This window comes from Leifsonia sp. GW821-FHT13C09 (assembly GCF_058806435.1).
Map to the genome: position 1 here is coordinate 282,329 of NZ_JBXAPS010000001.1, position 17,456 is coordinate 299,784.

Sequence of the window (17,456 nt, forward strand, 5' to 3'; positions counted from 1 at the left end):
CGGAAGGGTCGGCGGCGGGGTCCCGAGCGTATCCTCGGGACTATGAAGCACCGCCTGATCCGCTGGCTCCCGGCCATCGTCGTCCCCGCCGCCATCGCCGCGGGCGCGATCGCGATCCCGCTCGCCGCGGGTGCGGCGGACCTGCCCGTGAAGTCGCCGGAGGATGTGCTCCGGCTGGTCGCGTCGAGCGACACCAAGGCGTTCTCCGGCACCGTCGAGCAGACCTCCGACCTGGGGCTGCCCAGCATCCCGAAGACGGGAGGCGGGTCCTCCAGCACGGACGGCTCCATCGCGAGCACGCTCTCGTTGCTGATGGGCGACCACTCCGCCAAGGTGTACGTCGACGGTCCGACCAAGGTGCGCGTGCAGCTCCTCGACCAGCTCGCCGAGCGCGACGCCATCCGCAACGGATCGGACCTCTGGCTGTACCAGTCGAGCAACCAGTCGGTCACCCACGCGACCGTCCCGGCGCACGAGAAGAGCGGAGCGGAGCCCACCCCGACGCCCGACGCCACGGCGACCACGCCGCAGGCGCTGGCCGAGAAGTTCCTGGCGGCCGTCGACCCGTCCACGAAGGTGACCCTCGGCCCGAACACCAAGGTCGCCAACCGTGACGCCTACGACCTGGTGCTGACGCCGCGCACCGACGCCACTCTGGTGGGATCGGTGGCCATCGCGGTGGACGGCCAGACCGGCCTGCCGCTGCAGGTCCAGGTGACGGCGCGCGGGGCCTCCTCGCCGGCGTTCCAGGCCTGGTTCAAGGACTTCACGCCGAGCGCGCCGGACGCGAGCGTGTTCTCGTTCACCCCGCCGAAGGGCGCCAAGGTCACCGAGCAGGCGCCGAAGGCGGGCGAGCACCACAATGCAGCGACCAACCGGCCGAAGCCGACGGTCACGGGCACCGGCTGGGCGACGATCGTCAGCCTCCCGGCCGGCACGGTCCCGGCGCAGGCGCTGTCCGACCCGCTGGTGGCGCAGCTGACCCAGTCGGTCGCAGGAGGTCGCGCGCTGTCGACTTCGCTGGTGTCCGTCCTGGTGACGGCGGACGGCCGGCTGCTCGCGGGCGCCGTCCCGGTCTCCGCGCTCCAGGCCGCCGCTCAGTAAGCGACCGCCGGTGACTGCCAGCTCAGCGGACGCAGCGCGGTGAGCGACGCCGCCGCCATCGCGACGAGCGGCCTGACCAAGCGCTTCCGCGGACGCGCCGTCGTGGACGGTATCAGCCTGTCGGTGCCGCGCGGGTCGGTCTTCGGCTTCCTCGGGCCGAACGGCTCGGGCAAGACCACGACCATCCGGATGCTGCTGGGGCTGATCTCGCCGTCGGCCGGGTCGATCGACCTGCTCGGCGAGGCCATGCCCGACCGCGGCGCGACCGTGCTGCCGCGCGTCGGCGCACTGGTCGAGGGTCCGGCCTTCGCGCCCTACCTGTCCGGGACCGCGAACCTCGTCCGGCGCGACACGGCCGACCGGTACGCGCCGGGCGCGACCCGCTCGGAGCGCGTCGCCGCCGCGCTCGACCGCGTCGGCCTCACGCACGCGGCGGGCAAGCACGTGCGCACCTACTCGCTCGGCATGAAGCAGCGCCTCGGGATCGCCGGCGCACTGCTCACCGACCGCGACCTCCTGGTGCTGGACGAGCCGACCAACGGGCTCGACCCGCAGGGCACGCGGGAGGTGCGCAACCTCGTCCGCTCGCTCGCCGATGAAGGCACGACGGTCTTCGTCTCCAGCCACCTGCTCGCGGAGATCGAGCAGATCTGCACGCACGCGGCGATCATGCGCACGGGCCGCCTCGTCGCGCAGGGCTCGCTCGATGAGCTGCGCAGTGCCTCCGGGCCGCGCGTGAGCGTGACCACGCCGGATCGTGCCACGGCGGCCGCGGTGCTCGCCCGGTTCGGGCTCGCGCCGGAGACCGGCGGCGACGGCGTGGAGGCGGCGCTCACCGAGGGCGCGCCGGCGGTGGAATACCTCGCCGCGAGCCTGGTCGGCGCGGGCGTGCGGCTGCGCGGCTTCGCCGTTCGGTCGTCCAGTCTGGAGGAGCGCTTCGTGGAGCTGACGGGGGAGGGCTTCGATGTCGAGCAGTGAGGCGGTGCCGGTGGAGGCCGCGGCGACGCCGCTCGATCGGTCGGTCGCGTCGGTCGGAGCGCGGCGCGCACGGCCGTCCGCGGGCTGGGCGCTGCTGGGCTCCGAGCTGTCGGTGATGTTCCGGCGCTGGCGCACCTGGGCGATGCTCGGCGCGCTGGCGGCCGTGCCCATCCTGATCGCCGTGGCCGTCCGGCTGACCGGTCGCGGCAGGGGTCCGGCGTTCCTCGACCAGATCACCAGCAACGGGCTGTTCGTCGCGTTCACGGCCCTCGTGGTCTGCGTGCCGCTGTTCCTGCCGTTGACCATCGGCGTCGTCGCGGGCGACACGATCGCGGGGGAGGCGAGCCACGGGACGCTCCGCTACCTCGTGATCGCCCCGGCCGGCCGGCTGCGGCTGCTCGCGGTGAAGTACGCGGGCTGCGCCGTCTTCTGCGTCGCCGCGGCGCTGACGGTCGCCCTGGCGGGTGCGCTGATCGGCGCTCTGCTGTTCCCGATCGGGCCGGTGACGCTGCTGTCGGGCGCGGTCGTCCCCATCGGCGACGCGGCCGTGCGGATGCTGCTCATCGCGCTCCACATCGTGGTGTCGCTGCTCGGGATGTGCGCGATCGGGCTGTTCCTGTCCACGCTGACCGATGTCCCGGTCGGGGCGATGGCCGCGACCGCGGTACTGGCCGTGGTGTCGCAGGTGCTGGACCAGCTCCCGCAGCTCGACGCCATCCACCCCTGGCTGTTCAGCCACTACTGGCTCGGCTTCGCCGACTTCCTGCGCGCCCCACTGGTCTGGGACTCCTTCGTGTCCAACCTCTGGCTCCAGGCCGGCTACGTCGCTGTCTTCGGCGCCCTCGCGGTCGGCCGCTTCCTGACCAAAGACGTCCTGTCCTAGCCAACGTCCTGGCAGGACACGCCGCCTGACGCGCGCGCGAGACGGCGTGTTCTGGCAAATGGTTCGGTCAGGGGATGGTCTCGGCCGTGGACTCGAGGTCGGAGCGCGGGTGGTCGCGCTGCGTCGCGATCGTGACGCCCGCCGCGAGGCACACAATGACGATGCCGACGAGCTGGACGAACGCGAACCGCTCGCCGAGCACGATGACCCCGAAGATCGTGGCGATCACCGGCCCGAACGCGGTGATGACTGCGTAGAGGCGCGGGGTGATCCGCCGCAGGATGAACGTGTCCAGGCTGTACGGCACCGCTGAGGAGAGGATGCCGGCGGTCAGCAGCAGCCCGGCGACCCGCCAGTCGATGCGGCTGTAATCGACCACGACGAGCGCCAGGGGAACGGTGAGCACCGTCGCGACGACGCTCGCGACGCTGAGGCCCTCCAGCCCTGGCAGCCGGATCGCCACCCGGCGGGTGAGCAGGATGTAAGCCGCCCAGGACGCCGCGGCGGTCAGCGCGAGGACGACGCCGATCGGGTCGATGGCGCCCTCCGTCGCGGTCAGCAGCACGACCCCGCCGGCCGCGGCGACGGCGCAGGCCGCGTCGAGCAGGCGCCGGGAGCCGGCCAGCGCGAGCGCGAACGGACCGAGGAACTCGATGGTCGCGGCGATCCCGAGGCCGAGCCGGCCGACGGCCTCGTAGAAGCTGAGGTTCATCGCGGCCAGCACCACGCCGAGCGCGAGCGCCGGCCACAGCCGGGTCCAGGTCAGTTCGGCGCGCTTCGGGCGGTAGAACGGCAGGATGCAGACGGCCGTCACCACCTGGCGCACGGCGACGACGACGAGCGATCCGACGATCGGGATCAGCAGCCCGGCGACCGAGGAGCCGAAGTTGATGCTGACCTCGGTGGCGACCTGGGTGCCGGCCCCGACGACGACCCGGTTGCGCTGCGAACTCACCCGTCCGAGCTTAGTTGCCGCCCGGCGCGCGGGCGTTCGTCCGCGCGCGCGTCGGTCCGCGTCAGGCGGTCAGCGTCCTCCGCATGATCGCCCGGGTCGCGCTCGGCCGGCGGACCTCTTCGAAGCCGCCGTCGCGGAACAGCGACACGGTGCCGTGATAGCGCTCCGCGGCCGACAGCGACGGCCGGACCTCCGGATCCACCGGGTAGCCCTCCACGACCGTCGCACCGCGCTCCCGGGCGTGCTGGAGCGCGCCGGCCAGCAGCGCGCGGGCGACGCCGCGCTTGCGGTACTCGATCCGGACCACGAAGCAGGTGACCGCCCAGACATCCTGCGGGTCGCCCTCCTGGCGCCGGGTGATCGGCGAACGGCCGAGCGCCGGATACGCGGAGAACGGTTCCACCGCCGCCCAGCCGACCGGCTCACCGCCGATGCGCGCGATGACGCCCGGCGAGCCCTGCTGCACCTGCTCGTGCAGCAGCGCCTTCGTCTCCTCGCGTGTTGCGGCGTCCCAGTCGGAGCGGCTGAGCTTGAACCACTGGCACCAGCACGACGACGGGTCGCCCTTGGTGCCGAACACGGTCTGGAGTTCGTCCCAGGTCGACGCGTCGACCGATTCCGTGACCACTTCGTCCGTCATGCCCCGAACCTAGCGCGGACCCAGGACACCCGCGAGGAAGCGCGGGCGCTCGACGTGCCCGAAGTGGCCGGTGCCGGGCAGGGTCAGCGCCGAGAAGCGCGGGATGATCGCGGCCAGCCGCGCGTCGTCGTCGGCGCCCACGAACACGTCGTGGTCGCCGTGCACGGCGAGCACGGCGCAGCGGATCCGCCCCCAGCGCTCCTCCGCCGGGTAGCGCCGGGCGCAGGCGACCGCCCGGACGAATGCGGCCGGCCGCAGGTCGTGGGCGAGCTCGTGCACGGTGAGCGGCTGCGGGCGGCCGAAGAGCGGAGCGAGGAGGAGCCCTAGGAGCCCCAGCCGGTCGAGTCCGCGCACGAACGGCGCAGCTGCCGCGCCGGAGGCCGCGAGCAGCCGCATCCCGAGCAGCAGCAGCGCCAGTCCGGGGCAGGCGCGCAGCAGCCCGAAGCGGCCCAGCCGGTCGCCGCGGCCGCCCAGCGTCGTGGCAGACACGAGCAGCAGGGACTCGGTCGCCGCGGGCTCCTGGGCCGCGAGCTCCAAAGCCAGGAAGCCTCCCATCGAATGGCCGACCACCCGCCAGCGCTCGTAGCCGAGCCCGCGCGCCGCCGCCGCCACGGCCCGCGCGAGCGACTGCGCGTCCAAGCCGCGCACGTCGGCAGGCGAGTCGCCCCAGCCCGGGAGGTCGGGCACGACCAGGTCGTCGAGCGCGGCCGCCCCGCCTGCGGCCTCGATTGCGGGCAGCCAGGTCGTCCACGAGCCGGCGGCGCCGTGCAGGAGGATGGTCGCGGTCCGGGCCGTGCGGCGCGTGTGCCGCACCGCCACGGGACCTACCGGCGTGTCGATGATCGTGGTGTTCACCCCTGTTGTTCGGAGCGGACCCCTCGTAGGATTCCCGAGTGAGCGAGACGTCGAACGAACTCCCAGCCACCGCAATGTCCGACACGAACCCTCTAACCGACGAAGACCTCGATCAGCTCGACGCCTGGTGGCGCGCCGCCAACTACCTCTCCGTCGGCCAGATCTACCTGCTCGACAATCCGCTGCTGCGCCGCCCGCTCTCGCGCGACGACATCAAGCCCCGCCTGCTCGGCCACTGGGGCACCACCCCCGGCCTCAACTTCCTCTACGCGCACCTGAACCGCGCGATCCGGCAGCGCGACCTCGACACGATCTTCGTCGCCGGTCCCGGCCACGGCGGGCCCGGTGTGGTCGCGAGCGCCTACCTGGACGGCACCTACAGCGAGGTCTACAGCGGCATCGACCGGAGCGAGGACGGGCTGCGGAAGCTGTTCCGGCAGTTCTCCTTCCCCGGCGGCATCCCGTCGCACGCCGCTCCGGAGACGCCGGGCAGCATCCACGAAGGCGGCGAGCTCGGCTACGCGCTCTCGCACGCCTACGGTGCCGCGTTCGACAATCCGAAGCTGCTGGTCGCGGCCGTGGTCGGCGACGGGGAGGCCGAGACCGGGCCGCTCGCGACGGCGTGGCACTCGAACAAGTTCCTGAACCCGAAGGCCGACGGCGTCGTCCTCCCGATCCTGCACCTCAACGGCTACAAGATCGCGAACCCCACGGTGCTGGCTCGCATCCCCGAGGCCGAGTTGCTGGAGCTGATGCGCGGCTACGGCTATACGCCGTACCTGGTCTCGGGCGGGTTCGACGGCGAGGACCCGCGCGAGGTCCACAAGCGGATGGCGGCGACGCTGGACGAGGTCCTCGACCGGATCGCCGAGATCAAGGCCGCCGCCGGGTCCGGCGACCTGATCGACCGTCCCGCGTGGCCGATGATCATCCTGCGCACCCCCAAAGGCTGGACGTGCCCGGCGGAGATCGACGGCCACCCCGCCGAGAACAACTGGCGCTCCCACCAGGTTCCGCTCGCCGACGCCCGCGACACCGAGGCGCACACCCGGTTGCTGGAGAACTGGCTGTTGTCGTACCGCCCTGAGGAGCTGTTCGACGAGGCGGGCGCGCCGGTCCCACTGATCGCGTCGCACGCGCCGGCGGGCGAACGCCGGATGAGCGCCAACCCGGTGGCGAATGGCGGCCTGCTGCGCCGCGACCTCCGGCTGCCCGACTTCCGCGACTACGCCGTCGACGTCCCGGCGCCGGGGGAGACGGTCGCCGAGGCCACGCGGGTGCTCGGCGGCTGGCTGCGGGACGTCATGGCCGAGAACCCGCACGACTTCCGGCTGTTCGGCCCGGACGAGACGGCCTCCAACCGGTTGCAGGACGTGTTCGAGGTCACCGGCAAGCAGTGGAACGCCGAATTCTGGCCGATCGACTCCGACAACCACCTGGCGCCGAGCGGCCGGGTCATGGAGGTGCTGAGCGAGCACCAGTGCCAGGGCTGGCTGGAGGGCTACCTGCTGACCGGCCGGCACGGCGTGCTGACGTCGTACGAGGCGTTCATCCACATCGTGGACTCGATGTTCAACCAGCACGCGAAGTGGCTGAAGAGCGCACGCGAGATCCCGTGGCGCCGGCCGGTGGCGTCGCTCAACTACCTGCTGAGCTCGCACGTCTGGCGGCAGGACCACAACGGCGCCTCCCACCAGGACCCGGGCTTCATCGACCACGTGATGAACAAGAAGGCCGACATCGTCCGGGTCTACCTTCCGTTCGACGCCAACACGCTGCTGTCCACGTACGACCACTGCCTCCGCTCGGTCGACTACGTGAACGTGGTGGTCGCCGGCAAGCAGCCGTCGCCGAACTGGCTGAGCATGAAGGACGCGATCGCGCACTGCACGCGCGGCATCGGCGTCTTCGACTGGGCCGGGACCGAGCGGGAGGGGGAGGAGCCGGATGTTGTCCTCGCCTGTGCGGGCGACATCCCGACGCTGGAGGTGCTGGCCGCGGCCGACATCCTGCGCCGCCGCCTGCCGGACCTGGCGGTGCGGGTCGTGAACGTCGTGGACCTGATGCGGCTGCAGAGCGAGGGCGAGCATCCGCACGGCATGAACGACCGGGAGTACGACGCGCTGTTCACGACCGACAAGCCGGTGATCTTCGCCTACCACGGTTACCCGTGGCTGATCCACCGCCTCACCTACCGCCGGGCCGGCCACGACAACCTGCACGTGCGCGGCTACAAGGAGGAGGGCACGACCACCACCCCGTTCGACATGGTGATGCTCAACGACCTCGACCGGTACCACCTGGTGATCGACGTGCTCGACCGGGTGCCGGGGCTGGCGGCCCGGGAGGCGGCGTTCCGTCAGGAGATGGTGGACGCCCGGCTGCACGCCCGCCAGTACACCCGGGACCACGGGGAGGACATCCCCGAGGTGGCGGAGTGGCGCTGGGGCGGCGGCGCGCGCAGCACCCGCATCGACACCACCGGCGGCGACAACGACTGACGCGCTCGGCGGATCAGAGCGGGTGGGCGGAGGCGGGGTCGACGACCGTCAGTTCCGGGATCTTGGCGGTGCGGCCATCGCCGGACGACCGGCCGGTGAGGCGGCGGCCGATCCACGGCAGCACGTAGCGCCGGTAGTAGTCCGCCGTGCGCCGCGACGGCTCGCCCGCGGGCGCGGACTCCACCTCGTCCACGCCCCACTCGGCCGGCACCGGCACGCCGAGCGCGGTCAGCACGTTGCTCGCCACCCGGGCGTGGCCGAGCGCGTTGAGGTGCAGCCGGTCGGCCGACCAGTAGCGGATGTCCTCCAGGGACTCGTCGGCCCAGTTGTCGACGAAGAGCACGCCCTCGCGGGGCAGCAGGTCGCGCACCGCGACGGCCAGCTCGTCGCCGCGCTTGCGCAGCAGCCCGCCCATGGGCAGGTGCCGGCTCGGGTTCGCGCCGCTCAGCAGCAGCATCGTGCTGCCGGAGGCCGTCACCCGGTCGGCGGCGTCGATGAGCTGCGTCGCCACCGACGCGATCGTGACGCGCGGGCGCATGATGTCGTTGCCGCCGCCGTTGAGGCTCACGAGCTGCGGGTGCTGGGCGATGGCCGGATCGAGTTGCTCGGTGAGGATCGGGGTGAGCTTGCGGCCGCGGATCGCCAGGTTCGCGTAGCGCACGGGCTCGGTCGAGGCGAGCGCCAGCCCGAGCGCGACGAAGTCCGCCCAGCCGCGCTGCCGGCCGTCCGGGAGGTCGTCGCCGACTCCCTCCGTGAAGCTGTCGCCGATCGCGATGTAACTGCTGTAGCCCATCCCGCTACGCTACCGCGCGCGGCTAGCATGACCGCCATGCAGAAGGTCAGAACGTTCCTCTGGTACGACGGCCAGGCCGAGGCGGCGACGAAGCACTACGTCTCGCTCGTCCCCGGCTCCCGCATCGTCCGCGTCGACCGACTCGGGGAGGACGGCGGCACGGTCCTGGTCACGTTCGAGCTCGGTGGGATCGAGTACCTGGCGCTGGACGGCGGACCTGCTTACTCGTTCACGGAGGCCGCCTCCCTCATGGTTGTCTGCGAGGACCAGTCGGAGGTCGACCGGCTCTGGGACGGCCTCACCGGGGACGGCGGCGAGCCCGGCCCGTGCGGCTGGCTGAAGGACCGCTGGGGCCTCAGCTGGCAGATCGTCCCGCGTGCGCTCCTGGAGCTGCAGCAGGACCCGGACCGCGAACGCGCCTCACGCGCGAACGCGGCCATGCTCAGGATGGGCAAGATCGACATCGCCGCGCTCTATGCGGCGGCCGAAGCGGGCTGAACCCGCCGCGGGCTGAACCCGACGCGGCACGTCAGCCGCGCGCGATCAACGCCTGCCAGGCGGGCAGGTGCTCGACGGTGACGCCCGTGTAGCCGGGGAATCCGCCGAACGCCGACCGCACCTGCGCCGTCTGCGCCTCGAGCACCGTCGCCGAGTCGTCGCCGAACGTCGCACCCGGTCCGCCCGCCACCTCCGGCGAGTCGGTCTCGACCCCCACGCTGAACGGCACCCGGGCGCTCGCCGCCGCCGTCGCAGCGGGCTTGGCCAGCGCGATGATCCCGTCGTCGCCGGCGGCGTGGTCGGAGAACGCGACGATCGCGACCGACTTCACGTGGGGCAGCAGCGTCCGGAACAGCGTGCTGCTCCCGTCCGTCGTCGGCTTGGCCTCCAGCCACCAGGGGAGGTCGGCCCCGACCGGGACGGACCGGGCGGCGCGCGCCGCCGTGTCGTACATGGTCGCGAGCTGGTCCACGATGCCGGGGAGCTGGTCGTCGGTGGCGTTCACCCACGGCTCGACATCGAACTGCACCGCGTCGAAGGGGGCCGCTTTGAGGGCGGCTGTGGTCCAGGTTGCGGCTAGGTCGGGCTGCTGCGCCCACGCCGGGTCGCCGCCGAGCGCGCCGACCGTGGTCACGCCGGCGCGGTGCAGCGCGGTCACCGCCGAGCGCAGCCACGGGCCGAACGGGCCCTGGTCGGCCGCCCAGGGCACGGAGAGGTAGACGGTGCGCAGCTTGTGCGCGGAGGCGAACGCGGCGAGCGCCTTCGGCTGGAACGCGGCCTCACCGTCGCCGCGCGGGTCCACGGACGGGTCGATCGGGTTACCCCACGCCCACATGCCGGTGATGGCGGACGGCGTGGACGCGCTGGTCAACGCCACAGCCTTCGGCGGAGCGGCGGAGAGTCCGGCCGCGCCGATCCCGGCCGCGCCGAGCGCGAGCGCCAGCCCGGCCGCGATGATTCCTGCACCCGATCGTCGAGTTCGCAAAGCACACCCCTTCCGTGGGACCGGACGAGGTCGTCACGGCCTGTGCTGCGGAATTCGGGTGTACCGCATGGCGATCCTCTCATGTGCGTGAATATCGCACAGGGCCGCGTTCGGGGTACACGCGGTTCGCCGTCAGGCTCCGTCGCGCCACCCCAGCTCGCGCCCCACGCCGACCACGGCCTCCAGCAGCCGCGCGTTGAAGTCGACGCCGAGCTGGTTCGGCACCGTCACCAGCACGGTGTCCGCCATCCGCACGGCCTCGTCCTGCGCCAGCTCCGCGACCAGCTTCTCGGGCTCGCCGATGTAGGAGCGGCCGAAGCGCGCGATCCCGCCGTCGAGGTGGCCGACCTGGTCGCGGCCCTCCACCTGCGCACGGGCGCCGAAGTAGCGGCGGGACTCGTCGTCCACGATCGGGATGATGCTGCGGCTGACGCTCACCCGCGGTTCGCGCTCCCAGCCCATCTCGGCCCAGGTGTCGCGGAAGCGCTGGATCTGCTCCGCCTGGAGCTTGTCGAACGCGTCGCCGGTGTCCTCCGTGAGCAGTGTGGACGACATCAAGTTCATGCCCTGTTCGGCGGTCCACTCGGCTGTCGCGCGCGTGCCGGCGCCCCACCAGATCCGGTCGGGGAGCGTCGGCGACAGCGGCTGGACGGACAGGCCGCCGGTGGTGCCCGTCATCCGCGGGTCGGCGTTCGCCATCGCCTCGCCGGCGATGGCGGCGCGGAAGATGGCCGTGTGCCGCCGGGCCATGTCCGCATCCGACTCGCCCTCGCCGGGCACGTAGCCGAACGACTCGTAACCGGCGAGCGCCGTCTCCGGTGACCCACGGCTGACGCCGAGCTGCAGGCGCTCGCCGCTGATCAGGTCGGCTGCCGCGGCCGACTCCGCCATGTACAGCGGGTTCTCGTACCGCATGTCGATGACGCCGGTGCCGATCTCGATGCGCGACGTGCGCGCGCCGATCGCGGCCAGCAGCGGGAACGGGGAGGCGAGTTGCGGGGCGAAGTGGTGCACCCGGACGAACGCGCCGTCGGCTCCCACCTCCTCCGCCGCGATGGCGAGCTCCACCGTCTGCAGGAGGGCGTCGGCCGCCGTCCGCACGACGGAGCCGGGGACGGCCTGGTAGTGGCCGAAGCTGAGGAAGCCGATGCGTTTCACAGTGAGGGCAAGCCGTCAGGCCGGCGCGGTATTCCGGGCCGGCTCAGTCCTCCAGCCCCTGCTGCCCCAGCCAGACCAGGACCTCCGTCGCCACGTCGCGCCAGCCGTGGTCGATCACGAGCGAGTGCCCGCGGTCGCGGAAGGTGATCAGCTCCGTCACGGCGTTGGAGTCGCGGTAGAGCTTGAGCGTCGCGTCGGTGGTGACCTCCGGGACGGTGTTGTCCTCGCCGCCGGCGATGAGCAGCAGGGGTCCGCGGTCCTGGTTCTTGGTGTCGACGGCGGCCTGCGAGTGGAGGCTGAAGTTCGCCGCGGCGGCCTGGAAGATCGGGCGCACCGTGGAGGGGACGGTCCAGCGGTCGTACAGCTCCTTCGCCTCCTCGTCGGTGAGCTGGTTCGCGAAGCCGAACTTGAACTGCTCGTAGGTCAGGGCGATCGGCTTGTGGATGTTCGCCGGGTTGTCCAGCACCGGGAAGGACGCCTTGAGCTGGCGGAACGGCAGCGGCAGCACGCCCTTGATCTGCGCCGGGTCGATCGCGACGCCGGAGTTGCCGTAGCCCTCGCCGATCAGCTTCTCGGTGATCAGGCCGCCGAACGAGTGGCCGATGATGACCGGAGGGATGTCCATCGCCTCGATGATCTTCGCGAAGTGCTCTGTGACGTCGTCGATGCCGTAGTTGGCCACATCGTCGGGGTGCGCCCGTGTTTCGGCCACGGTGTCCTTCTCGCCGGGCCACAGGGGTGCGACGGGGGCGTAGCCCTCCGCCGTGAAGAGGTCGATCCAGGGTTGCCAGCTGCTCGCGTGGAGCCAGAGGCCGTGGATGAAGAGCACTGGTTGATCTGCCATGGCGCACAGGCTATTGCGCGGGCGGCCTCACGGCCAGACCTGACCGCGACGACAGCGCCGGGTAACCTGGCCGGCATGGCCGATTGGTTGTGCGCGACGTGCGCGGTGGAGACGACCCCGATCGTGACGGACGCGGGGGAGGAGCCGCCGGCCTCCTGCCCGATCTGCGAGGACGAGCGGCAGTACGTCCCGCCGACCGGTCAGCGCTGGACCACCCTGCAGCGCCTGCAACGCGAGGGCGAGCGGGTGACCGTGACGGAGCTGGAGCCCGGCCTCTACGGGCTGAGCAGCGAGCCGAAGGTGGGTATCGGCCAGCGCGCCCTGCTGCTGTGCACTCCGGACGGCAACCTGCTCTGGGACCCCACCGGCTACGTCGACGAGGCCGCGGCGACCGCGGTGCAGGACCTCGGCGGCGCGGCGGTCATCGCCACCAGCCACCCGCACATGTTCGGCGCGCAGACCTCCTGGTCGCGGATGCTCGGCGGCGTCCCGATGCTCGTGCACGCGGCCGACCGGCACTGGGTCCAGCGCGAGGACCCGGCGATCCGGGAGTGGAGCGGCGAGGAGGAGGTGCTGCCGGGTGTGCTGCTGCGCACAGTCGGCGGGCACTTCCCGGGCAGCGCGATCGTGCACTGGGACCGCGGGGTGGTGCTCAGCGGCGACACGGTGTTCCCGGGGCCGTCGCAGAAGTGGGTGACCTTCCAGCGGAGCTTCCCCAACGACATCCCGCTCTCCGCGGCCGTGGTGCGGCGGGTCGCCGAGCTGGTCTGCGACCGGCCGTTCGAGCGGATGTACGGCAACCTGGGCAACGTCATCCCGGAGGACGCCCGGGAGGCCGTGCGGCGGTCGGCCGAGCGTTACATCGGCTGGGTCAGCGGCGCATTCGACCATCTGACCTGAGGGGCGGCCCCGGCAGCGCCGCGCGCGTCAGCTCAGGAACGGCGCGAGCTCGAACTCCAGGGCGGGCTTCGGCTTGGCGCCCACGATCGTCTTGACGACCTCCCCGTCCCGGAACACCTTCGTCACCGGCAGCGACAGCGCCCCGTACTCGGCGGAGGTCTGCGGGTTCTCGTCCGCGTTGATGCGCAGGACGCGGAGGTCGTGCTCGTCCGCGATCCGCTCCAGGATCGGCGTCAGCGCGCGGCACGGTCCGCACCACGGCGCCCAGAACTCGACGAGGGTCGTGCCGGGCGCGGCGAGGACGTCGGAGGCGAACGAGGCGTCGGTGACGCTGGCGAGAGTGCTCATGCCGGGAGGCTAAGCCGTCCCCCCGGGGTCAAGGTCAACCGCCCGCTTCGGGTATGGGCTCGCCCACCTGTGCGAGCATGGGACGCAGGAGGTGGACATGGACACCCTGACCCCGCAGGAACTGCGTGACTCGTTCGTGAACTGCTCGCGCTCCGACGCCGCCGACCTGCCGCTGCCGCCCGGCGTGCACGAAGTGGACTGGGCCCGCCGCGAGTACCTCGGCTGGCGCGACCCCCGGCTGCCGCAGCGCGGCTATGTCGTCATCCCGACCGGGAGCGGACCGGTCGGCATCGTGCTGCGCGCGTCGGAGGCCTCCATGCGCTCGCACGCGCCCACCATGTGCGGCTGGTGCCAGGACGTCCACGTGACGCGCGACGTCTACTTCTGGTCGGCCCGCCGCGCCGGCGATGCCGGCCGCAAAGGCGACACGGTCGGCGCGCTGGTCTGCGCGTCGTTCGAGTGCACCGAGAACGTGCGGCGCACACCCCCTCCGCAGTTCGTCGGCTTCGACTCCGAGCGCGTGATCGAGGAGCAGATCGCGGGGCTCGGCGAGCGGGTGCGGCGGTTCGCACAGGCCGTGGTGGGCGTGCGGCCCTGAGCGTGCGCGAAGCCGATCGTGCAAAGGGGATTCACAGCGACCCGATAACCGGTTCTCACCCGGATTAAGGATGCCGAAAGAAACCGGGCGCAGGCTGGTATCAGCTCCCAGGAGGTCGCGTCCCAGGCGACCCGCGGAGGGCGGGTTGGAGGCCCGGTCATGGACATTCGTTCGGCGGGACGGCGCACGGCCGTCGGGATCACCGCGGCGATCGGCATCTCGAGCCTCGCTGTGACCGGCATCCTCTCCGGCTACCTCTTCGCCGGCACGACGACAGCCCGCACAGCGGGGGGCGCGACGGTGAATACGGGCAGCACGGGCAACGGTTCGTCCAGCGACGACTCGGGCGGCGGGGCCAACGGCGACGACTCCGGCTCGTCCGGCTCTGGCTCCTCCACCGGCTCCGGCTCCTCCACCGGCTCCTCAGGCAGCGGCATCCAGCAGAGCCAGGGCGGTGGGTTCAGTGGCCAGTCCACCGGCTCCTGAACTCGTCCACGACGACTTCGCAGTCTGGGGCGTCGACGCTCGCGTCGTCGTGTCCGACGCGGAGGTCCTCGCGCAGGCTCGGGGCATCGCCGACGCGGAACTCGCCGCGGTCACGGCGGCCGCCAGCCGGTTCGAGCCCGCGAGCGAGCTCTCCCGGCTCAACGCGCAGGACCGACCCGCCGGCGGCGTCGAACTGAGCCCGCTGCTGGCCGAGTTCGTCGCCGTCGCGCTCGCCGCGGCCGCCGACACCGACGGCGACGTCGACCCGACGCTCGGCGGCGACCTGGACCGGCTCGGCTACGACCGCGACTTCGCCGCACTGGCCGCCGACGGAGTCACCGTGACGGTCGCGCGGCCGCGGTCGCCCGGGTGGCGGCGCGTGTCGCTCGACGGCCGCCTCCTGACGCTGCCCGGCGACCTGAGGCTCGACCTCGGCGCGACCGCGAAGGCGCACGCCGCCGACCGCATCGCCCGCCGGATCGCGGCGGAGACCGGCGCGGACAGCCTGGTCTCGCTGGGCGGCGACATCGCCACCGCCGGACGCACCGCCCGGCTCTGGGAGGTGCTCGTCCAAGACCTCCCGGCCGACCCGGCCCAGCAGATCGCGATCCCGAACGGCGCGGGCCTGGCGACGTCGAGCACGCAGAAGCGGCGCTGGCGCAGCGACGGCCAGGCGAGGCACCACATCCTCGACCCGCGCTTCGGGCTGCCCGCCGACGACGTCTGGCGGTCGGCCACGGTCGCAGCTACCACCTGCGTCCGCGCCAACGCGCTCAGCACGGCGTCGATCGTGCGCGGACTGAAGGCTCCGGAGTGGCTGCGCGGCCTGGGCGCGGACGCCCGGCTGGTGGCCAGGGACGGGGCGATCGTCACGACGGGGCGCTGGCCGGCGGACCGGGACGAGGTGAGCTGATGGACGAAGTGCTCTGGGCCGTCGGCCGAGCCTCCGGCGTCGTCGCGCTCATCCTGCTCACCGTGTCCCTCTGGCTCGGCATCGTAACCCGCTCCGGGCGCCCGCTGCCCGGGATGCCGCGCTTCTCGGTCACGCTCCTGCATCGCAACGTCTCGCTGCTGGCGGTCGTCTTCCTCGTCCTCCACATCGGGACACTGCTGCTCGACTCGTACGCGAAGCTCACGCTCGCCGACATCCTGGTGCCGTTCCTCGGCGCGCACCTGCCGTTCTGGCTCGGCCTCGGCACGGTGGCCGTCGACCTCCTGATAGCGGTGACCATCACGGCCCTGCTGCGCCGGCGGCTGGGCGTGCGCGTCTTCAAGGCCGTGCACTGGCTGAGCTACGCGCTGTGGCCGATCGCGCTCGCCCACACGATCGGCGACGGCACCGACGGCAGGTCCGGCTGGATGCTGCTGCTCGCCGGAGCGTCGGTGCTGTTCGTGCTCGTGGCCGTGGTCTGGCGGGTCTCCGCCGGGTTCCTCGAGACGTCCGCGGCACGACGCACGGAGGCCGAACCGAGCAGAAAGGGGCTGTCATGACCCTGACGGCCGTTCTGTCGGTCTCCGACTCCGCCGGTATCCCGCCGCGGCTGCTGGCGGCCGGGCACTCGGCAGGCGCGGCTGCCCACCTCGCCGCGTTCGGCCCGCGCCGCGGCCTCCGCCGCTCCGACCTCGAACGCGAGCTTGAGCGGTCGGGGCTCACCGGCCGCGGCGGAGCCGCGTTCCCGGCCTTCCGCAAGCTGGCAGCGACGAACGGGAGACGCGCGCCCGTCGTGATCGGCAACGGCTCGGAGGGGGAGCCGTGGAGTTGGAAGGACGCCGTGCTGCTCGCGGACGCGCCGCACCTGGTCCTCGACGGCCTCCTGACCGCGTCTGAGGCCCTGGGTGCTGCGCGCACCATCCTCTACGTCCACGGGCCGGCTCTCGCACCGGTCACGGCCGCCGTCGCGGAACGCTCCGACGCGGGTCGCGTCGAGCTGATCGAGGCGGCGGACGGGTTCGTCGCGGGTGAGGCGAGCGCCGTGGTGAACGCCCTCCAGACCGGTCGCGGTGTTCCGCTCGACCGGGTGCGGCGGCTCTCGGAGTCCGGGCTCGACGGGAGGCCGACGCTGCTGCACAACGTCGAGACGCTCGCCCAGCTCGCGCTCGTGGACCGCTACGGCGGCGACTGGTTCCGCAGCGTCGGCGACCCCGCGCAGCCGGGGACCCGGCTGGTGACGGTGACCGGCGATGTGGCCACCGAGGGCGTGTTCGAGGTGCCGACCGACGCGAGCGTCGTGGACATCGTCGCGCGGGCCGGCGCGGAGGCCCGGCTCGCCGCGGGTGTGCTGCTCGGCGGGTATCACGGGCGCTGGATCGCACCGAACGAGACCGGCGCGGCGGCGGGGGAGTACGCCGGAGCCGGAGTGGTGCACGTGCTCGGCCCCCAACGCTGCGGACTGGCGACGACCGCGGCGATCGCCCAGGAACTGGCCGCGGCCTCCGCCCGGCAGTGCGGGCCGTGCCTCTTCGGCCTCCCGGCGATGGCCGACCGGTTCGCCGAGCTGGCAGCCGGCCGGCTCGCCCCGCAGGCCGCTGCCGAGCTCGCGCGGCTGGCGGAGGTGGTCGACGGACGCGGCTCGTGCCACCATCCCGACGGCGCCGCGCGGCTGGTGCGCAGCGCGCTCCGGGTCTTCGCGCGCGACATCCACGCCCACGCCGAGGGCCGCTGTGTCCGGAGCGCACGATGAGCGGCCGGGCTGAACTTCCGCGTCACGCCCTCCACGTCGACTGGACGCGCTGCGACGGCCGCGGCCTGTGCGCCGAGCTGCTGGACGGCACGATCGCAAGGGATGAATGGGGCTACCCGTTCGCGGTCGGCCAGCCGGCCTCCGCACGGTCCGACATCCCGGTGCGCGGCGACCAGCTCGAGGCCGCGGAGGACGCGGTGGCGCTGTGCCCGGTGCTGGCCCTGCGGCTGCGTCGGGTGGGATGACGAA

General features: G+C 72.6%; 20 protein-coding genes. 12 read left to right on the plus strand and 8 right to left on the minus strand.

What is annotated here, in order from left to right; genetic code table 11:
• The first annotated feature begins 42 nt into the window (after positions 1-42).
• The 3 genes from AC1ROW_RS01325 to AC1ROW_RS01335 are packed head-to-tail and all read left to right on the plus strand — an operon-like array spanning position 43 to position 2,965.
• Complete coding sequence (locus tag AC1ROW_RS01325; RefSeq protein WP_493017071.1) at positions 43-1,104, plus strand: LolA family protein; 1,062 nt, start codon at positions 43-45, stop codon at positions 1,102-1,104.
• A 39-nt stretch (positions 1,105-1,143) separates the two neighbouring features.
• Positions 1,144-2,082, plus strand: a complete 939-nt coding sequence (locus tag AC1ROW_RS01330; RefSeq protein WP_493017072.1) for an ABC transporter ATP-binding protein — start codon at positions 1,144-1,146, stop codon at positions 2,080-2,082.
• The gene (locus tag AC1ROW_RS01335; protein ID WP_493017073.1) at positions 2,069-2,965 is read left to right on the plus strand and encodes an ABC transporter permease; all 897 of its coding nucleotides are present in this window, start codon (positions 2,069-2,071) and stop codon (positions 2,963-2,965) included. The genes AC1ROW_RS01330 and AC1ROW_RS01335 overlap by 14 nt, the downstream gene beginning before the upstream one ends.
• 67 nt (positions 2,966-3,032) lie before the next feature.
• Here AC1ROW_RS01335 and AC1ROW_RS01340 read toward each other — a convergent pair whose 3' ends face one another.
• The 3 genes from AC1ROW_RS01340 to AC1ROW_RS01350 form a co-directional block, all read right to left on the minus strand.
• A complete protein-coding gene (locus tag AC1ROW_RS01340) occupies positions 3,033-3,920 on the minus strand; it encodes an EamA family transporter (protein ID WP_493017074.1) in 888 nt (295 codons plus the stop codon).
• Between the two features lie 61 nt (positions 3,921-3,981).
• Positions 3,982-4,560 (minus strand): GNAT family N-acetyltransferase, encoded by a 579-nt coding sequence (locus tag AC1ROW_RS01345; protein WP_493017075.1) that lies wholly within the window; start codon positions 4,558-4,560, stop codon positions 3,982-3,984.
• 9 nt (positions 4,561-4,569) lie between these two features.
• Positions 4,570-5,415 carry an alpha/beta fold hydrolase gene (locus tag AC1ROW_RS01350; protein ID WP_493017076.1) on the minus strand — a complete coding sequence of 282 codons (846 nt, stop codon included), beginning with the start codon at positions 5,413-5,415 and terminating at the stop codon, positions 4,570-4,572.
• Between the two features lie 74 nt (positions 5,416-5,489).
• On the opposite strand from AC1ROW_RS01350, the gene AC1ROW_RS01355 reads away from it, so the two are divergent.
• The gene (locus tag AC1ROW_RS01355) at positions 5,490-7,916 is read left to right on the plus strand and encodes a phosphoketolase family protein (RefSeq protein ID WP_493018342.1); all 2,427 of its coding nucleotides are present in this window, start codon (positions 5,490-5,492) and stop codon (positions 7,914-7,916) included.
• A gap of 13 nt (positions 7,917-7,929) precedes the next feature.
• Here the strand turns inward: AC1ROW_RS01355 and AC1ROW_RS01360 are convergent, their stop codons facing one another.
• Positions 7,930-8,709 carry an SGNH/GDSL hydrolase family protein gene (locus tag AC1ROW_RS01360; RefSeq protein WP_493017077.1) on the minus strand — a complete coding sequence of 260 codons (780 nt, stop codon included), beginning with the start codon at positions 8,707-8,709 and terminating at the stop codon, positions 7,930-7,932.
• 36 nt (positions 8,710-8,745) lie between these two features.
• On the opposite strand from AC1ROW_RS01360, the gene AC1ROW_RS01365 reads away from it, so the two are divergent.
• The gene (locus AC1ROW_RS01365; protein ID WP_493017078.1) at positions 8,746-9,207 is read left to right on the plus strand and encodes a VOC family protein; all 462 of its coding nucleotides are present in this window, start codon (positions 8,746-8,748) and stop codon (positions 9,205-9,207) included.
• A 31-nt stretch (positions 9,208-9,238) separates the two neighbouring features.
• On the opposite strand, the gene AC1ROW_RS01370 is transcribed toward AC1ROW_RS01365, so the two are convergent.
• The 3 genes from AC1ROW_RS01370 to AC1ROW_RS01380 form a co-directional block, all read right to left on the minus strand.
• Complete coding sequence (locus AC1ROW_RS01370; RefSeq protein WP_493017079.1) at positions 9,239-10,192, minus strand: hypothetical protein; 954 nt, start codon at positions 10,190-10,192, stop codon at positions 9,239-9,241.
• Between the two features lie 132 nt (positions 10,193-10,324).
• The gene (locus AC1ROW_RS01375; protein WP_493017080.1) at positions 10,325-11,350 is read right to left on the minus strand and encodes an LLM class flavin-dependent oxidoreductase; all 1,026 of its coding nucleotides are present in this window, start codon (positions 11,348-11,350) and stop codon (positions 10,325-10,327) included.
• Between the two features lie 43 nt (positions 11,351-11,393).
• On the minus strand, positions 11,394-12,194 hold the full coding sequence (locus tag AC1ROW_RS01380) for an alpha/beta hydrolase (protein WP_493017081.1): 801 nt from the start codon (positions 12,192-12,194) through the stop codon (positions 11,394-11,396).
• A gap of 75 nt (positions 12,195-12,269) precedes the next feature.
• On the opposite strand from AC1ROW_RS01380, the gene AC1ROW_RS01385 reads away from it, so the two are divergent.
• Positions 12,270-13,094 (plus strand): MBL fold metallo-hydrolase, encoded by an 825-nt coding sequence (locus AC1ROW_RS01385; protein WP_493017082.1) that lies wholly within the window; start codon positions 12,270-12,272, stop codon positions 13,092-13,094.
• A gap of 27 nt (positions 13,095-13,121) precedes the next feature.
• Here the strand turns inward: AC1ROW_RS01385 and AC1ROW_RS01390 are convergent, their stop codons facing one another.
• Entirely contained in the window at positions 13,122-13,442 is a 321-nt protein-coding gene (locus tag AC1ROW_RS01390) for a thioredoxin family protein (RefSeq protein WP_493017083.1), read from the minus strand.
• Between the two features lie 97 nt (positions 13,443-13,539).
• Here AC1ROW_RS01390 and AC1ROW_RS01395 point away from each other — a divergent pair, with 97 nt between their 5' ends.
• The 6 genes from AC1ROW_RS01395 (at position 13,540) to AC1ROW_RS01420 (ending at position 17,452) form a co-directional block, all read left to right on the plus strand.
• Positions 13,540-14,040 (plus strand): FBP domain-containing protein, encoded by a 501-nt coding sequence (locus AC1ROW_RS01395; protein WP_493017084.1) that lies wholly within the window; start codon positions 13,540-13,542, stop codon positions 14,038-14,040.
• A 159-nt stretch (positions 14,041-14,199) separates the two neighbouring features.
• Entirely contained in the window at positions 14,200-14,526 is a 327-nt protein-coding gene (locus tag AC1ROW_RS01400; RefSeq protein WP_493017085.1) for a hypothetical protein, read from the plus strand.
• Positions 14,504-15,439: an FAD:protein FMN transferase gene (locus AC1ROW_RS01405; protein ID WP_493017086.1), complete on the plus strand. Its 936-nt coding sequence runs from the start codon at positions 14,504-14,506 to the stop codon at positions 15,437-15,439. Before AC1ROW_RS01400 ends, AC1ROW_RS01405 begins: the two co-directional genes overlap by 23 nt.
• Positions 15,439-16,017, plus strand: a complete 579-nt coding sequence (locus AC1ROW_RS01410; RefSeq protein ID WP_493017087.1) for a ferric reductase-like transmembrane domain-containing protein — start codon at positions 15,439-15,441, stop codon at positions 16,015-16,017. Before AC1ROW_RS01405 ends, AC1ROW_RS01410 begins: the two co-directional genes overlap by 1 nt.
• Positions 16,014-17,207 (plus strand): NADH-ubiquinone oxidoreductase-F iron-sulfur binding region domain-containing protein, encoded by a 1,194-nt coding sequence (locus AC1ROW_RS01415; RefSeq protein WP_493017088.1) that lies wholly within the window; start codon positions 16,014-16,016, stop codon positions 17,205-17,207. Before AC1ROW_RS01410 ends, AC1ROW_RS01415 begins: the two co-directional genes overlap by 4 nt.
• Positions 17,204-17,452, plus strand: coding sequence for a ferredoxin (locus AC1ROW_RS01420; protein ID WP_493017089.1), 249 nt, complete (start codon positions 17,204-17,206; stop codon positions 17,450-17,452). The genes AC1ROW_RS01415 and AC1ROW_RS01420 overlap by 4 nt, the downstream gene beginning before the upstream one ends.
• The last annotated feature ends 4 nt before the right edge of the window (positions 17,453-17,456 follow it).

Coding starts and splice junctions, on each gene's coding strand:
- AC1ROW_RS01360 (WP_493017077.1), bottom strand. CDS start 8,709: ATGGGCTACAGCAGTTACATCGCGATCGGCGACAGCTTCACGGAGGGA.
- AC1ROW_RS01355 (WP_493018342.1), top strand. CDS start 5,490: ATGTCCGACACGAACCCTCTAACCGACGAAGACCTCGATCAGCTCGAC.
- AC1ROW_RS01390 (WP_493017083.1), bottom strand. CDS start 13,442: ATGAGCACTCTCGCCAGCGTCACCGACGCCTCGTTCGCCTCCGACGTC.
- AC1ROW_RS01345 (WP_493017075.1), bottom strand. CDS start 4,560: ATGACGGACGAAGTGGTCACGGAATCGGTCGACGCGTCGACCTGGGAC.
- AC1ROW_RS01410 (WP_493017087.1), top strand. CDS start 15,439: ATGGACGAAGTGCTCTGGGCCGTCGGCCGAGCCTCCGGCGTCGTCGCG.
- AC1ROW_RS01400 (WP_493017085.1), top strand. CDS start 14,200: ATGGACATTCGTTCGGCGGGACGGCGCACGGCCGTCGGGATCACCGCG.
- AC1ROW_RS01380 (WP_493017081.1), bottom strand. CDS start 12,194: ATGGCAGATCAACCAGTGCTCTTCATCCACGGCCTCTGGCTCCACGCG.
- AC1ROW_RS01385 (WP_493017082.1), top strand. CDS start 12,270: ATGGCCGATTGGTTGTGCGCGACGTGCGCGGTGGAGACGACCCCGATC.
- AC1ROW_RS01395 (WP_493017084.1), top strand. CDS start 13,540: ATGGACACCCTGACCCCGCAGGAACTGCGTGACTCGTTCGTGAACTGC.
- AC1ROW_RS01325 (WP_493017071.1), top strand. CDS start 43: ATGAAGCACCGCCTGATCCGCTGGCTCCCGGCCATCGTCGTCCCCGCC.
- AC1ROW_RS01365 (WP_493017078.1), top strand. CDS start 8,746: ATGCAGAAGGTCAGAACGTTCCTCTGGTACGACGGCCAGGCCGAGGCG.
- AC1ROW_RS01335 (WP_493017073.1), top strand. CDS start 2,069: ATGTCGAGCAGTGAGGCGGTGCCGGTGGAGGCCGCGGCGACGCCGCTC.
- AC1ROW_RS01415 (WP_493017088.1), top strand. CDS start 16,014: ATGACCCTGACGGCCGTTCTGTCGGTCTCCGACTCCGCCGGTATCCCG.
- AC1ROW_RS01420 (WP_493017089.1), top strand. CDS start 17,204: ATGAGCGGCCGGGCTGAACTTCCGCGTCACGCCCTCCACGTCGACTGG.